The sequence below is a fragment of the Maribacter sp. BPC-D8 genome (assembly GCF_035207705.1).
Taxonomy (GTDB): Bacteria; Bacteroidota; Bacteroidia; order Flavobacteriales; family Flavobacteriaceae; genus Maribacter.
Window position 1 is genome coordinate 2,930,270 of record NZ_CP128187.1, and the last position, 17,198, is coordinate 2,947,467.

Here is a 17,198-nt window from a genome sequence, read left to right on the forward strand (position 1 = left end):
ATCATATGTTTAAGAAGGGTACACAAAACAGGTAACGAACTTTTACCAAATAGCGGTATTAGTTACCAAAATTGTAGCGAATTGTAAATCCGGTATTAATAGTAGTTTGTGGAAAAGCTGTCGAGACTGCAAATTGTGAGAACGAATGATCGTAAAAGAACAATGCATTTAAGTTCTTGCTTAAAGCGTAATCGGCAGTAAACTTCAACGACATTAAATTCTGACCAGAAGTTATTTGATTATTATTGATGTCTAAATTTCTAATAATGGTAATATTATCTCTTAAGGTGACATCGGCTTTCAAGTTTAGATCACCTTTCAATCTTGTTTTATTACCACCAATATTGGTTACAAATTTTACATCTTTAAAACGATACCCTAACCCAACTGTATATTCTTTACCATTGATCTCGGTCATTAAATCATTATCGAAACTTAATGATAATGCTCTATCTGTTCTTACTTCTGCTAATATACTAACAGAGTTCTTCATTTCAAAATCTACACGAATTAATGGGTTGAATTGATCCGTTAATACCACATTGTTTAAAATCAAATCTGGTAAAATGTTTCCATTTTCAGCATTTATAAGTTCAATAGTAGGATCTAATTTCCTGTCATTAACCAACTGCACCTTCTCTAAATTCGTTTGGTATGAGTTAATACTATATGATGCACGATACCCATGACTTAAAGAAAAACGTTTGAATTTCTTTTTAAACCATTTGCTCTTCATTAAACCAGTATACTTAATACTCCAGTTCGGTATTGGAATATCTCTAAACGTATCTAAGTTTACTCGTTTAGCATCTTGCCCAGTATATGCCGAAAAGAACGCTGGTAACAAAACACTTTGTTGTGTTTTTCCATATCCTTCAGGAAACTCACCATTCGCATCGACAGGTATACCTTGTTCGACTGCTATTCTATTTGCAATCGTAATTCTATTATCTTGAAACTCTTGAAAAGTACTTGAATCAAATTCATCACTTTTACCAAAAGCAGTACCAATCATCATCGTAGAAATACTAAAGCTACCGTAGTTATTACCTAATTGTAAGTTATACTCTTGATCAACCACGTTAAAGTTCTCTTGATAACTGTCAGAATATTGCCTGTCTGCTACCAAATCAATTGTGATATCTTTTGTTGGTTGCGCAGTTGCGGTAATATTCAATTGTTTATTTGTTCTTTGGATGAATTGCTCGTTGAATTCTTGATACCCCGTAAGCCAACCATTTCTAGCCGCTTCGTACCTAACATCTGACTGACTACCGAACAAGAAACCTATAGTTGGTTTAGTTGTACCAACAAACCCGACAGATTGCGTGTACCCAGGAAGCACGGTACCATTATTCTCACTATAATTAAAGTTTAATCGTTTCACCATAGTAACGACATCTACAACCGTATTAAATAAATCACTGGTCTTCCCTTTAATTTTCTCTTGATCTTCAGATAATGCACCCGATTTATCTCTACGTATTGGTCCTGTAGTAGACGCTTTTGGAGATTTACGCTTTTTAAGTCCGATTAAGTCATAGAACTTTTGCATGGTCAAAGACGATGTTATTGTATGCGTATTTGCGTTCTGTACCGTATTAATATACTCACCAGCTACTTCAAACAATGCATCACCTCCTCTTTGCCAGTCAAAATTACTGGTATACGAGTATTGTGTACTTATAAAATCTAAAGCAGGTATCTTAGAAAAAGGCACTTCATAATTTAGCTGCATTTGTTGAGAATGTCTATTCGGCTCACCAACATCAAAAAAGCCGTCCCACAAGTCAAGCTCATTTCTAATTCTATCTACAGATTCTAAAGGCTCATCTTCGTTTAGATAATTTCTAACAATATTATTATTCGAACCAGTAAGATTTAATCGTAGCGATTTTGTCAAATTATAGTTGATAGCATACTGCCAATTGAATAAATAATTACGCTGCTGTAACTCTGGTAATGAAATTCTATCTTCACCTTCAGTATACACATCTCTAAAACGTTGTGCATTAAACTGTCTATTAATATTAGAGGTTACACCAATATTAGAAGGCAATAAATTTAAGTTCAAATCTTTTAGCCATTTCCAGTATTTACCTGTAAAAAGCGAATCCTTTTTAGCAAACGGTGCAACTTCTACCGGCTCAAAACTGTGATTGTACACAAAACCAGTATTCACATTTTGCTCTTTTAACTCGGCAATTTCAAAATCTCTATGATCGGTTTCGTTGTAGCTATAGTTAAATGTAAAGTTTTCGACATCGTAAAAGTTAGCATCTGCTTCTTCGCCACGATCCTTACGAACGCCAATTAAGTTGATACTCGTACGTTTTGTATAATCTTCAGCCTGTTCTAATACTTCGTCTTTACCCTCTTGGGTAGTTTCTGCCGCAATTCTATCTTCTAGCTTTAAATCATCATATACAGGATCAAACTCGGGAGTAATCATTTGCTCTGAAATTCCGTAATTGAACGGTAATTGAATTCCCCATTTCTTAGGAAGCAATTGTCCGACATTAACATTGGTAACTACGTCATAAGAAATAACATCTTCACGAGCACGTTCATTTGGCATTTGATCTATAGAACCGAAACCAGAAGTACTTTTACTACCAGTGGCACTAAAATTGGCAAAATCGGCAATATTACCATCAATCGCAGCAATTGCAGCCCAGCCACCATTATTATCTAAACCTGCTAAACGAAGTTCATTGAACCAAACCTCACCTCTTGCCGGTAAAATATCTTGATTCTTTATACCTACCATCATAGTACGTATACTACCTAAAGACGGATTACCTTTTATACCAATACGAACTCTACCAGGCGTACGAACATCGAACTCACCCACAGGCACAACTTCGCCATTTTCAATTTCAAAGAAACGAACATCACTTAAATCACCATCGGCAATCCATTGCGACTTTACTTTCGTTAAATCACTAAGTAGAATATTCATCTCATTATTCTCTGGCCATACCTCATCATCTGCAACCGCAGTAAATGGCGTAAACTCTAATGGTAATTCTATTTGATAGTAGTTTTGGGTAAAATCTGTTCCCATACGCAAGAAACCAACTAAAGGTGTAGAAGTATCTGCATAATCACTATCTATAATTTTTTCGGCATGTATGAACATTTTCATTTTCTCATACTGACGAATATCAACATTCAAATTTTTAAATACACCTCGTGAATCTTCGGACTCTAAATTAGATACCGTCAACGAAAGAGATTGCTCGTTCTGTCGAATAATGGTATTATTATTATTCAATTGCTCTCTAATAACACCAGGTGGCAATACATAAGGTATTGGCGTTCTACTACTATTTTCTTCAATATTTACCGTATTTACATCTAATGTAGTACCATCATCAGATGGATCGCTATCAATATTTTTATCTTGTAAAGTACTAGTATATGTACGCCAATCTCCTCTAACTAAATCTAATGTAGCAAAACGTAAAATTGTAGGACTATTAAAACCAGTCATATACATACGCATGAAACTAATAGATCTAAAATCTGTAATACCACCTACTGCATCGGTAAAGTCACTTAACGGAATTTTATATTGGATCCAACGGTAATTTACATCATCGCCGTTAGGTATTCTAATATCGCCGCTTGCTGTACCTTCAATAATATCGGTTACATACTCGTCATTAATTGTAGTATTTGGCTTTATTGAAATTCGATATTCATAATAACTATTAACCGTATTCATGGTTAAATCTCTATCAATATCTTCCACATCTGGCAACGTTGTAGAACCCCTATCTGTATTAGTTACGGTAACCGGTGAGTTACCTTGAGGGTTATTAAAATCTATATATCTATCCAGAATACTACCTTCTCTATTTAAGTAATACCCGTAGTTATCTAAAGCAGGATCTTCACCACCGTTATTAGTATACACATCAGCTTCACGAATATCATCTAAACCATCAAAACCAATATCTTGTAAACCTCTATTATTCTCATCGGCATCAAAAGCATACACCAATGATTGTGTTGCTGGTACCTCACCCCAAGAAGTAGGTGAAACAAAATCGTTACTATTTACACCAGGCAATCCGTTTTCATATTGTTTTTTACCATCACGTAAAATATCTTCAGAAATATTACCAAGGTTAAAAACTAATTCACCTGCACCATTTGCAATACCATCAACATAGGGGTCCATTACCCAAAACTGAACGAATTCAACATTACTCTGTTCAAAATCTGTACTACTTAATGAACGCATCATACCACCCCATTTATTAGTTGGTGCTTGAGTTTCAAAATCAGGATTGTTATTATACGGACCTTTAGTGGTCGGGTAATACACCATATCTAAAGTAGACTGTACCTGCGTTTGCCCTTGAGCAACATCGGTCTCAGGAAAAACTTCATCGATATAAACTCTACGCGTAGCATTTGTTGAAATATCATCATCGCTAATTTCAGCAGGTCTTTGTGTGGTAAAGAATATTGGATCAATGGTATACCAAGATAACTTAGCTCTACCATAACCGTTTAATAAGTTATTTAAATCTTCGGGCGAACTACCAAAATTTTGATCAGAATTACCAAATTCTAATGGCATACTAGCAAGAGACCACCCAAGAGACGCTCTAATATCTATCAGTGCCTGTGCTCCTTCAAAATCATCTAAATATGTCGTAGTCTCCCCCTCAAAATCAGCATTTTTAGGTGAACTAGGTATTAAAGCTGCCATTTCTGCTCTAACAGAAATATTAGAAGGTACATCGGTGTCTATATTTGGTAACTTATTAACCATACGGGTCAAGAAAGGTACCTCTGTAGAGAAATTAGTATTTAATCCGAATATGGTATTATTTACAGATTCTACTCCGTAAGTTGATTTTTGCGTTAACGGTCGTTCGTTCATATTTAACAATGTACCGCCCAAAACAAATTTTTCATTAAATTGATGTTCAACATTTACACCCGTAAAACGACGTGTTTGTTGTCCGAATACAGCATTGTTTTCTACCGATATATTGATAGGCACATTAGAAGCCTCTAAACTTGGATCTAATATTTGTACTGTACCCGATTGATAGTTTACCGTATAATCGATACCCTCTTGTAAAGTTCTACCATTTGCAGTAACCGTTACCGAACCTTGAGGTACGTTAAAAGCACCAATAGAAATACCATTACTACCTTCTGATTTATAAGAACCTTTTAATATGAATTTATTTTTTTCAGGATCTTGAAGTGCCGCTGTTTTAGTTAAAGAGTACATATCTCTAAATACATACTGCTCTTGGTTGGCGTTATAACCCGAAGTAACATTGTACTGACCGCTGTTACCATTCTGTAGTTTTTCATACAAAGATTCCCCAAAAGGTTCTACCGTGGTAAATATGATGCGACCATTCTGCACATCTATAGTTTGTCCGCTTATAAAATCGAAGAAACCATCACCACCCGGTTGAATATCATTATAGACATTCAATCTATCTAAATTAAAGACATTTAAAAGAATACTTTCTTCTAAACCTTCAGGCCAACCAGATCCCGGACCTTCTTCTATAGGAGTAATATAGTTTCTTGGAGTAGGATCAGAATATAGAATATTCATTTTAAAATCTTCCTCACTTAAACTATACGCGCCAGTTGCGTAAATATTCTTCATCATCAAGTCCCAAATAGGATCAGTGATATTGGTAATATTACTTTTAAGAAGTTTAAGAATTAAGGTATTATTCTCGATAACTGTGTTTACAGTCTGTGTAACCGTTGTAGCTTCAATACCTCCATTTGCAAATTCACCAACTTGGTATACTTGACCTTGAAATGTGTACTGATACGCAACACCTAAAACTTCATCATTACTTAAACGTTGGTTTAATGAAATATAACCTAACTGAGTATTGAAATCGAAATCTCTACCTTGCTCTAACTTTCTAGCATTCTCTAAATAGGCATAATCAAAACCTTGATTAGGATTGTACCCGCCTGCGAAACTACCGGCATTGAATCCGCTTTCTACAGTTGCGATTTCCCTAATATTATCATTTAACGCACCATTATTAGTAAGTATTAAAGCGGGGTCATAATCATTGGCGTTGTTTCTAGGTCTTAAATCTGCAGGACCATTAAAGAACCCGCCACCACTACCGTTACTCTGACCAACTCTGGTCTTCGTAATATCTGATTCACCTAAATCTTGAATAGCCACAACATTACGCACATTCAAGGTCTGCTGTGTTCTGTTGGTAATCCAAACCTCTATACGGGTTATCTGTACCTGACTTTTTATATAAGGATAAGAAGAAAGTGCTTCATCATAGTTATCTCTAAAGTACTGTGCTAAGAAGAAGTGTCTATTTTCATCATAGTCCAAAGCCGTAAGAGAGAAATCATTTAATGTACCACCACCTTGTGCAACTACTGTATTGTTTTGTGAGCGTTGTTCAGAAAAAACAGCGGTTACCGAAGTTTTACCAAATTGCAGTTTCGTTTTTACACCAAATAAACTCTGTGCACCAGAAATTAACGAACTGTTAAGTGGCATGTTTACGTTACCAACTTCTATAGATTGTATAATATCATCTTCTGTTGGCGTATAATCTAACTTTACAATATTCTGAAAATCGAAAGTTGCTTCTGTATCATAATTTGCGGTTACTTGTAAACGCTCTCCTATTTGACCCAGCATACTAAGACTAATACGTTGATCAAAATCGAAAGAAAGATTCGTTCTGTTTCTTGGTGATAAAGAAGGATTATCATTTTTCTGCCAGATAACACCTAAATCCATCGCAACAGATCCTTGCGGAATTATCTCGATAGTATTACCCCCAAAAATGGTAGAAAAGAAATCGTTATTCACATAAAAGTTAGGAAGTAAGTTTTTACGAGCTTCTTCACTACCTTCTTTTTTACCCGAATAAGCATCAGATTTTTCTTTGAAATATGATTTTATTCCTTCTTCCCTAATCAATTTAAAATATTGGTCTGGTGTAAGAATTACAGGATATCCGATATTAAAATCGCCCACACTCTCATTATAGATATATCGATCAAGTTTAGGATCATAAATATACTTCGACACAATACTTTCTGGATTCTCAATTAGAATTCTACCCAGATCATATCCTGTTTTTACCGAATCAATTTCCTGTTCTTCTGTTTCTTGCGCCACAACAGTAGTTATGGAACCTAAAAACATAAAGAATACAAAGATGTGCTTAAAAGAAATTTTAAGAAATTTAGTTACCTCGTTTTTCAAACTTATTACAAATTTTTGAGCGCGAGTTTAATTATATTCTCGACACTTAGAGAAGCATCTTGACTAAGCACTTTATCGACAACCCTCTCTGATTGTTTACGTGCGAAGCCTAGAACTTCTAAAGCAGATAACGCTTCATCTTTATTTGTATTGTTTATACTTAGCGAAAGTTCGTCTATATCGTAAACTTTTAAGACCTTATCTCTAAGATCTAAAATTACACGTTGTGCAGTTTTGGCTCCTATACCTTTTACTGCCTGTATTGATGCAACATCGCCGTTAGCAATAGCATCTCTTACCTGAGAAGGAGACATAGATGAAAGCATGGTTCTAGCTATACTTGATCCAATACCCGAAACAGATAGTAATAATCGAAAAATTTCACGTTCAGATTTTTCAACAAACCCGAACAAGGTGTGAGAATCTTCCTTCACTTGAAGGTGCGTAAAAACTGAGATATTTTCTTGCTCTGGCAGCTTTGAAAAAGTGTTTAAAGAAATATTTACAAAATAGCCCACACCACCACATTCGATAATAACATGAGTTGGGTACTTCTCTACTAGTTTTCCTCTTAAGTGATGTATCATGGTTTTTTAAAATTAAAAAGGGAAAGAAGTATGTCTACCAATTTCCCTGTTTGAGTTATTATTTAATTAAATATTATTTTGAACCTTTAGCTTTCTTGCGCTTTTCACGCTCTTGAGCATCAATTACAGCTACTGCCGCCATGTTTACTATTTCATCTACACTGGCACCCAATTGCATAATATGAACCGCTTTTCTTAATCCGACCATAATCGGACCGATAGATTCTGCTCTGTTCAATTCCTTTAAAAGTTTATAGGTAATATTCGCCGATTCTAAATTCGGAAATATTAAGGTGTTTACTTTTCTACCCGCTAGTTTAGAAAATGGGAACTTACTCTCATGAAGTTCTCTGTTCAAAGCGAAATCCATTTGTATTTCACCATCAACTACCAAATCAGGCTTAGTCTCATGAAGAATACGAACAGCTTCTCTAACTTTTCTAGCATTAGGATGCGTTGAAGACCCAAAGTTAGCATAGCTTAACATTGCCAATACAGGATCAAAACCAAAATTAGCAGCAACATTCGCTGTCATTTGTGCAATATCTGCAAGCTCTTCTGCATTTGGCTCTATATTAATTGAGGTATCCGCTAAAAATAATGGTCCTCTATCGGTGATCATAATATTCACCGTTGCTACTTTTTTAACTCCACTTGCTCTACCAATAACTTCTAAAATTGGTTTTACTACCGTAGGATAAGCTCTTGAGTAACCAGAAATCATACCATCTGCATCACCCTCAAGAACCATCATCGAACCAAAATAGTTACGCTCGCGCATTTTTATTTTTGCACTGTAAAAAGTTACACCGCTTCGTTTGCGACTTTCCCAATATTTAGTAGCATAACGAATATGACGTTCGTCGAACTCTTTTGAAATAGGATCAATAATCACCAAATCAGCATCGAACTCCAACTCTTTCTTCAATTCAAGAATAATATCTTTTCTACCCAAAAGAATAGGAATAGCAATACCTTCTTCATGAACTATTTGTGCCGCTTTTAAAACATCTAAATGATCAGCTTCAGCAAATACTATTCTCTTAGCACTACTACGTGCTCTACTATGTAATAATCGAACAACCTTATTATCGTTACCAGAACGAAGCATAAGCTCTTCTCTATATTTATCCCAATCTTCTATTGGCGCCTTCGCAACACCACTCTCCATTGCCGCTTTAGCTACTGCAGGTGGTATCTCGTAAATTAAACGCTGATCAAAAGGCTTAGGTATAATATATTCCTTACCAAAAGTTAATCTTGTTTCGCCATAAGCTATATTCACTTGCTCAGGCACTGGTTGTCTTGTTAAATCTGCCAAAGCTTTTACTGCTGCCATTTTCATAGCCTCGTTTATAGCCGTAGCTCTAACATCTAAGGCGCCTCTAAATATGAATGGAAAACCAAGTACATTGTTTACTTGATTAGGATGATCAGATCGTCCCGTTGCCATTATAATATCTTTTCTGGTAGCAACTGCTAAATCATAAGCTATCTCTGGATCCGGATTTGCCATTGCAAACACAATAGGGTTCTTAGCCATTGATAGTAACATATTCGGAGTTACTACATTTGCTATAGATAGACCAACGAATACATCGGCATCAACCATTGCTTCATCAAGCGTATTTATTTTTCTATCGGTAGCGAATTCTTTCTTTGCTGGGGATAAATTATCGGCATCTTTTCTAATGACACCTTTACTATCAAGCATTACTATATTCTCTGCCTTGGCACCAAATGCTTTATACAATTTAGTACATGAAACAGCCGCAGCACCTGCACCGCTAATAACGATGCGCACATTGTCCATTTTCTTGTTAGAAATCTCTAAGGCGTTTAACAAAGCCGCTGCAGAAATAATAGCAGTACCATGTTGATCATCGTGCATTACAGGAATATCTAACTCCTCTTTTAATCTGCGTTCAATTTCAAAAGCTTCAGGAGCTTTTATATCCTCAAGGTTAATTCCACCAAAAGTTGGCGCAATCATCTTTACAGTTTCAACAAACTTATCTACATCTTCCGTATCGATTTCAATATCAATACCATCTATATCTGCAAAAATCTTAAACAGAAGACCTTTACCTTCCATTACAGGTTTTGATGCCTCCGGACCGATGTTTCCTAATCCTAATACAGCAGTACCATTAGAAATAATAGCAACTAAATTACCTTTAGAGGTGTATTTGTATGCGTTTTCCTTATCCTTTGCTATTTCTAAGCATGGCTCTGCCACACCCGGCGAGTAAGCCAAAGCTAGATCACGTTGTGTACTATAAGGTTTTGTGGGAACTATTTTAATTTTACCAGGCTGTGGTTTTGCATGATAAATAAGTGCTTCTCTTCTTAGCTTTTCATTGCTCATACTCTTCTATTTAAAAAAACAAATTTAAAGGTATTCTGTAAGAAAGCGTTAAGCGAATCGGTATTTATATAAACAAAATAAATTGTTCTTTGATATATATCGCAAAATAAAATCTCCTATTACAAATCAACTCCCTCTTCCTCACTTGATACATTCAAACGCATAGCAAAAAATGCTGCCATAACAAAAAATACACCTGCAAATAATATGGCATTAATAGCGTTTCCTCCCAGTAGATATTTATAGATAGGTCCAAAAGTAACAGTTTGCACGAACATTGGAATCACAATCATCATATTCAAAATACCCATATACACTCCACGTCTATCTTGCGGTACTACTTTAGAAACCATTGTATATGGTATACCCATCATTGCTGCCCAACCAACACCAAAAAGCACCATTGGCAACAAAACCAACCAAGGATCTGATATATAAGGAATACAAAACAATGCTAAAGCAGTACCTGCAAGACTCAAAGCATAAACATTTTTGTTTCCAAATTTTAGAGACAACGGAACTAAGACCAATGCAACCACCATAGTAACTGCATTATATGTCAAACTCATGGTTGCGGCTTGCGATGCAGCTTCTGAAATAGAATAACCCATTGTTTTTATAAAAAGAGGCGTAGAAAACTGCCAATATATAAATAATGCATACCATTGAAATAAATACACCAAAGCGACTTTCCACATAAATTTGGGCATCTCTTTAACCGCTTCTGAAGTCTCCATAAAAGGCAGTAATAATTCTCCGAATTTTTTAAAAAATTTGCTTTCAGGATTACTTTTAATTTTGACATATAAAAACCAAAGCCAAAAACCTGCTATGATTATAATTAATAGAACAAGTAAATTATAATTTTCATTTAAAGAAGGAAACACATAGGTTAAACCATAACCAAGCACTAATGGTACCGTAGCAATAACTAGTAAAACGGTTACAAATTGAACTAATGGACTAGGCTTTCCTTTTTTGAATGTATTGATTTCTATTAACTCTTCATCAGTAGGTGGAATTTCAGGAGTCTTAAAAATAGACCAAAGAACAGTCGTTAAAGACAAAAATGCTCCAATAAAGAAAGAATAATATATCCATCCAGGAATTGAACCTACTTCTTCTAAGTTCTCACTAAAAAGGTTTTTAAATAATATGATTGAACCTGTCGCAAGTAAAACACCTAGACCACAAAATAAACTTTGCATCTGATATCCAAAGCTTAATTGCTTCTCAGGTAATTTATCCCCAACAAAAGCCCTGTAAGGCTCCATAGCCACATTATTACCAACATCCAATATCCAAAGTAAACCAACAGCAAACCATAAAACGGGACTCATTGGAAAAGCGAATAGGCATAAACTACCCAAAATTGCCCCGATCAAGAAATAAGGCTTTCTTCTACCCCAACGTTCTGACCATGTTTTATCTGACATTGCACCAATAATAGGTTGTATTATCAAACCTGTAATAGGCCCTGCAATATTCAATATCGGTATCATTTCTTCCGAAGCACCTAGGTATAAGAAGATAGGGTTAATAGCTGTCTGCTGTAACCCGAAGCTATATTGGATTCCTAAAAAACCAACATTCATATTAAATATCTGCCAGAAACTAAGACTAGGTTTATTGAACTTCATGTAAGAGATAAGTTATTTAAATGGTATATAATTTTTCACATTCTCACAAAACCTTTGGAATTATTTCGGAAAACGTAAATTTGAACGACTACCAATATAATATAATTAAGACTGTTCTAATGCATTACTATTCAGAAAAACGAACGAAAACGATTGAGAAGTTTCAATTATTTCAAAAACTCAATATTTCTTGAGAGTCCGTCGAACTTCGTTCGCTTCACAGCAGATTTCTTAAACACTTTTTGAAAGACATCGACAGTAATTTCTTCCCAGTCTTTTTTGGTCATGCTGAGCAAATCTGGATTCGGATTGAATAATGGTTCATTATGTGGTTTCGAAAATCGATTCCAAGGACAAACATCTTGACAAACATCACAGCCGAACATCCAATCATCAAAAGAGCCTTTCATTTCGTTTGGAAGTTCATTTTTTAACTCAATCGTAAAATAAGAAATACACTTACTGCCATCAACCACGTATGGATCTACTATTGCTTGTGTTGGGCAGGCATCTATACAAGCGGTACAGGTACCACAATGATCGGTTACCGCATGGTCGTATTCTAATTCTAAATCAACTATCAACTCTGCTATAAAATAAAATGAACCTACTTGTTGGGTTAGTAGATTACTGTTTTTACCAATCCACCCCAGTCCACTTTTTGCTGCCCAGGCTTTATCTAAAACCGGGGCAGAATCTACAAAAGCGCGACCATTAACCTCGCCTATTTCCTCAGTAATAAATTCTTGTAACTGTCTAAGTTTTGTTTTGATAATATGGTGATAATCTTGACCATATGCATATTTTGAAATCTTGTAAGAATCCTCGGTTTGCGTTTCCTCCGGGTAGTAATTTAATAGTAGAGAAATAACCGATTTCGAACCTTCAACCAACAATCGAGGATCTAATCTTTTATCGAAATGATTTGCCATATAGCTCATTTCGCCATTCATATTTTTATTCAACCACTTTTCTAACCTAGGTGCTTCTTCTTCTAAAAAATCTGATTTGGATATACCGCATGATAAAAAACCGAGGCGTTTGGCTTCGGTTTTAATACTATTTGTCCATTTATGTTTTATGTCGATACTCAAAATAAGCCAGGTTGAATTCCTCCTTTTATTCTTCCGAGGTGTTTGTAAGCCAATTCGGTTACTTCACGACCACGAGGAGTTCTCATAATAAACCCTTGCTGAATTAAAAAAGGTTCGTAAACTTCTTCAATAGTTTCTGAACTCTCTGAAACAGCCGTTGCTAAAGTACTAATACCAACAGGTCCGCCTTTAAACTTATCAATAATAGTGGTTAGAATTTTATTATCCATTTCATCTAACCCATGTGCATCTACATTTAGTGCTTTTAAGCTAAATTTTGAAATTTCCATATCAATAGAACCATTTCCTTTTATCTCTGCAAAATCACGCACTCTTCTTAATAGCGCATTACATATTCTAGGCGTACCTCTACTTCTACCTGCAATTTCTATGGCTGCATCTTGAGTAATGGGTACACGTAAGATTTCTGCACTTCGTTCAACAATAGTCGAAAGCAATTCGGTAGAATAATATTGTAGCCTACTTTGAATACCAAAACGCGCACGCATTGGTGCTGTCAATAATCCTGAACGAGTGGTTGCACCAATTAAAGTAAACGGATTCAAATTGATTTGAACAGACCGCGCATTGGGTCCAGATTCTAACATGATATCAATCTTATAATCTTCCATTGCAGAATATAAATACTCTTCTACAATAGGGCTTAATCTGTGAATTTCATCAATAAACAAAACATCTCGTTCATCTAAGTTGGTAAGCAGTCCTGCTAAATCACCAGGCTTATCCAAAACCGGTCCTGATGTAATCTTGATACCAACACCCAACTCATTTGCAAGAATATTTGCCAACGTAGTTTTACCCAAACCGGGGGGACCATGAAACAAGGTATGATCCAATGCCTCTCCTCTTCTATTTGCAGCTTCCACAAATACCTTAAGGTTTTCAAGCACTTGTTCTTGACCTGTAAAATCGTCAAAATTTATAGGTCTTAATGCTCTTTCAATGTCTAGTTCCTCACTAGAGAAACCATCAGTAGATGGGTCTAAATACTCGTTCATACACTAACAAAGATAGACAAACACGAGATAACTTTACTCGGAAACTAGTAGCTAATTGAATTTATCAGAATACCTAAATGAAGCGTTAAATACATATAAGAAATCTAACTAAAAATTGTAATTTCATGGCATGACAAAAGAAAATTACACTGCACAAGTTTTACAATATATTCCGGTCTTTTATATTATCTGGTCAGATGACCTATTGTCGGCATCAGAATTAAATGTTATTGAGAATGCTATTTCTAACGATAGCACATTATCTGGCGATGATAAAAAACAACTTAAAGCATGGATGAATGTCAAAAATCCACCAAAGAACGAGTTATTTAAGTATTGGAAACAATTGATTATCAATAGCAATGTAAAGTTGGTAGAGCATGAAACATATCCGCTTACGGCATTTAGTCAAAAAGTAACATCGCATTATCATAATAACATCTTGTTCAATGATCAAATTAAAGAGATTGAAATAAACTTGGGCATTCAACCCAATCATTACAATCACTTATTTGAGGTCCATATTGATTTAGAAAAAAAGTCTTCACAATATTCGGCACAAGTTATAGACTCCATCTTAAAAGGAAAACATGCAGAAGCTATAGATTCTTTTAGATCTGTACTTAACGACCCGATTTTTTCATGGGAAGTTCGACGTAACAAAGAAGAATTTAGAAATCATGTTTTAAAACAAGTAGAATTTCTAGCTGACAATGGATACGGCGCAATGGCTTACCCAAAAGAATATGGCGGCACCAATGATATGGAGGGTTATGCGACCATTTTTGAAAATATGATGTGGGCAGACGGAAGCTTAGCTATAAAATTTGGCGTACAATTTGGATTGTTCGGAGGAAGCATTCAAAAACTGGGAACCAAAAAACATCATGATAAATATTTAACCGATACAGGGAAAGCTGAATTATTAGGATGCTTTGCCATGACAGAAACAGGACATGGGTCTAATGTTCGCGGAATAAAAACTACAGCAACCTACAATAAGAAAACAGAAACTATTGTCATACATACGCCTGGAAAAAATGACAATAAAGAATATATTGGCAATGCTATACATTCAAAAATGGCATCTGTATTTGCCCAACTTATTATTAACGGTAAAAATGAAGGTGTTCATGCGATTTTAGTTCCTCTTAGAGATGAAAAACATGAGCTACTACCAGGCATAACAGTTGAAGACAATGGCTATAAACTTGGTCTTAATGGTGTTGATAATGGGAAAATTTGGTTTAATCAAGTTGAGGTACCGAAAGAAAATTTACTGAATAAGTACGGTACTATTTTAGGTAATGGAGAATACTACTCAGAAATTAAAAATCCGAACAAACGATTCTTTACCATGTTAGGTACTTTAGTGGGCGGTAGAATTTGTGTTGCGAGAGCAGGTTTAGGCGGCGCCAAATATGCGTTGACAGTAGCTATCAAACATGCCTTAAAAAGAAGACAATTTAATGATAGCGTAAAAATACAGGAAGACTTATTGATGGATTATCCATCACATCAATTACGTCTAACTCCGCTGGTTGCAAGTGCATATGTATATCACATTACATTAGATAAAATGATGACGCTTTACTGCGATGAATCTCAACCAGATAAAAGGCAAGTTGAAACGCAGGTAGCAGGACTTAAATCTATTATTACCTGGTATGCTAATGACGCTATTCAAGAATGTCGTGAAGCCTGTGGTGGAAAAGGCTATCTGTTAGAAAACAGAATTGCAGATCTAAAAGGCGATGTAGATATATTCACCACCTTTGAAGGCGACAACAATGTACTCTTACAACTAGCAGCTAAAGGTGTACTTTCAGATTTTAAAGCTGAATTTAATAGCGCAGGTTTTTCAACCGTATTAAAATTATTGAGTTCGCAATTGAGCGATAAGCTTTCTACCATAAATCCGTTATACACGAACAAGACAGATAAAGACCATTTATACAACCCAAAGTTTCATGTGCATGCCTTTGAGCACAGAACTAGAAGACTGACCTATACTATTGCCATGCGTATTAGAGGTTATATTAAAAAAGGTATTCCGTCCTATCAAGCATTTTTAAAGGTTCAAACTCATCTAATGACACTTGGTAAGGCTTATAGTGCTGAACTGGCTTATAAATCATTTATAGAGCATACAAACACAATTACTGACCCAGAATACAAAGCCCTATTTGAAAAATTAGGAACGTTGTATGCACTTTCCGCTATAAGAAAAGATGCGTCTTGGTATTTAGAACAAGGCTATATAAGCGGAACAAAATCAAAAGCTATACGCCAACGTGTTGAACGTCTATGTACTGAGCTAAGACCACATCTAAATAGTCTTGTTGATGGTTTTGGTATACCTGAGCATTTAATGACAGCACCTATAGCAAATTAGTTTCGCTCCTTTTCTAATCGCGAGGTATCTAGAAAGTCTAAAATGGTAATTTGTGGTTCACCATATAGTTTTGTTCTAGTACCTCCTTTTGAACTAAGTTGTAAAGTTTTCAGCGCTCTTACTTCTACATCTGGCGAATCTTCAGTAACGAGAAGCACATAATTTGCTTGTAAGTCAGCTGCTTTTAAAGAACTATTACCATACATTTTCGCCATCAAATAATCTGCATTACCCTCCACTTTTGCAGAAGCATTTTTATACATGTAGATATTATTGCTAGCACCAGTAGAATATAATTTTACATCTATTCTATCCTTTAATGTTATGTTCAAAGAATCACTTGCAATATTAAAATCACCAGAACTTATTTCTTCCATTGTAATATCCATGATATCGGCTGTAGCGTTTAGTTCTAATCTAGAAGTACCAAAAGTTTGTACTCTTAGACGATTGGTAGAAATAACATCTTTCATGCTAATTTTGCCGTTAAGCATTTTAATACTACTTAATTCTTGAAAGAAAATAGTGATTTCAAGTTTCTTCTTTGATGTGATATTATAAAATGATGATATTTTAAGAACACCATCGTCAACTTTAAACTTAAGCACATCCAATAAATTATCATCTAATTCTAAAGCATAACCTTCAGTTGTAGCCTTCTGAATTACAATATCCAAATCATCAATTAATTCAATCGCTGTAAAAGGTTCTAAATCTTCTCGTACTTCAATGACATTTTTATTCCCCTTTATCTTTGGTTTTCGTTGAGAAAAAACATTAACTGAAACAAACAATACAATAACAAGTAGGGCGAACTTTTTCATAATCTAAACTTCTATTTAA

At 35.2% G+C, this 17,198-nt stretch carries 8 protein-coding genes; 1 reads left to right on the forward strand and 7 read right to left on the reverse strand.

Translation table 11 applies throughout. The features are described 5' to 3' along the window. Positions 1 to 58: 58 nt before the first annotated feature. The 6 genes from sprA to ruvB all read right to left on the reverse strand — a co-directional run bounded on the left by sprA (position 59) and on the right by ruvB (position 13,960). Entirely contained in the window at positions 59 to 7,192 is a 7,134-nt protein-coding gene (gene sprA, locus QSV08_RS13120; RefSeq protein ID WP_324028373.1) for a cell surface protein SprA, read from the reverse strand. Positions 7,193 to 7,257: 65 nt separating this feature from the next. Continuing rightward, a complete protein-coding gene (gene ruvA, locus QSV08_RS13125; RefSeq protein ID WP_324023799.1) occupies positions 7,258 to 7,839 on the reverse strand; it encodes a Holliday junction branch migration protein RuvA in 582 nt (193 codons plus the stop codon). A gap of 73 nt (positions 7,840 to 7,912) precedes the next feature. Further along, positions 7,913 to 10,207: an NADP-dependent malic enzyme gene (locus tag QSV08_RS13130; RefSeq protein ID WP_324023801.1), complete on the reverse strand. Its 2,295-nt coding sequence runs from the start codon at positions 10,205 to 10,207 to the stop codon at positions 7,913 to 7,915. Positions 10,208 to 10,326: 119 nt separating this feature from the next. Then, positions 10,327 to 11,847 (reverse strand): MFS transporter, encoded by a 1,521-nt coding sequence (locus QSV08_RS13135; protein ID WP_324023803.1) that lies wholly within the window; start codon positions 11,845 to 11,847, stop codon positions 10,327 to 10,329. Positions 11,848 to 12,014: 167 nt separating this feature from the next. Then, the gene (gene queG, locus QSV08_RS13140) at positions 12,015 to 12,935 is read right to left on the reverse strand and encodes a tRNA epoxyqueuosine(34) reductase QueG (RefSeq protein WP_324028374.1); all 921 of its coding nucleotides are present in this window, start codon (positions 12,933 to 12,935) and stop codon (positions 12,015 to 12,017) included. Between the two features lie 2 nt (positions 12,936 to 12,937). Continuing rightward, positions 12,938 to 13,960 carry a Holliday junction branch migration DNA helicase RuvB gene (gene ruvB / locus QSV08_RS13145; RefSeq protein ID WP_324023806.1) on the reverse strand — a complete coding sequence of 341 codons (1,023 nt, stop codon included), beginning with the start codon at positions 13,958 to 13,960 and terminating at the stop codon, positions 12,938 to 12,940. A 130-nt stretch (positions 13,961 to 14,090) separates the two neighbouring features. Between ruvB and QSV08_RS13150 the strand changes: the two genes are divergently transcribed. Further along, positions 14,091 to 16,355: an acyl-CoA dehydrogenase gene (locus QSV08_RS13150; RefSeq protein WP_324023808.1), complete on the forward strand. Its 2,265-nt coding sequence runs from the start codon at positions 14,091 to 14,093 to the stop codon at positions 16,353 to 16,355. On the opposite strand, the gene QSV08_RS13155 is transcribed toward QSV08_RS13150, so the two are convergent. Beyond that, positions 16,352 to 17,179 (reverse strand): GIN domain-containing protein, encoded by an 828-nt coding sequence (locus QSV08_RS13155; RefSeq protein WP_324023810.1) that lies wholly within the window; start codon positions 17,177 to 17,179, stop codon positions 16,352 to 16,354. The genes QSV08_RS13150 and QSV08_RS13155 overlap by 4 nt on opposite strands. Positions 17,180 to 17,198: the final 19 nt, after the last annotated feature.

What these genes read in the sequence shown, in the direction of transcription:
- sprA (WP_324028373.1), bottom strand. Translation starts at nt 7,192, where the DNA reads ATGTTTTTAGGTTCCATAACTACTGTTGTGGCGCAAGAAACAGAAGAA.
- QSV08_RS13135 (WP_324023803.1), bottom strand. Translation starts at nt 11,847, where the DNA reads ATGAAGTTCAATAAACCTAGTCTTAGTTTCTGGCAGATATTTAATATG.
- QSV08_RS13150 (WP_324023808.1), top strand. Translation starts at nt 14,091, where the DNA reads ATGACAAAAGAAAATTACACTGCACAAGTTTTACAATATATTCCGGTC.
- QSV08_RS13155 (WP_324023810.1), bottom strand. Translation starts at nt 17,179, where the DNA reads ATGAAAAAGTTCGCCCTACTTGTTATTGTATTGTTTGTTTCAGTTAAT.
- QSV08_RS13130 (WP_324023801.1), bottom strand. Translation starts at nt 10,207, where the DNA reads ATGAGCAATGAAAAGCTAAGAAGAGAAGCACTTATTTATCATGCAAAA.
- ruvA (WP_324023799.1), bottom strand. Translation starts at nt 7,839, where the DNA reads ATGATACATCACTTAAGAGGAAAACTAGTAGAGAAGTACCCAACTCAT.
- ruvB (WP_324023806.1), bottom strand. Translation starts at nt 13,960, where the DNA reads ATGAACGAGTATTTAGACCCATCTACTGATGGTTTCTCTAGTGAGGAA.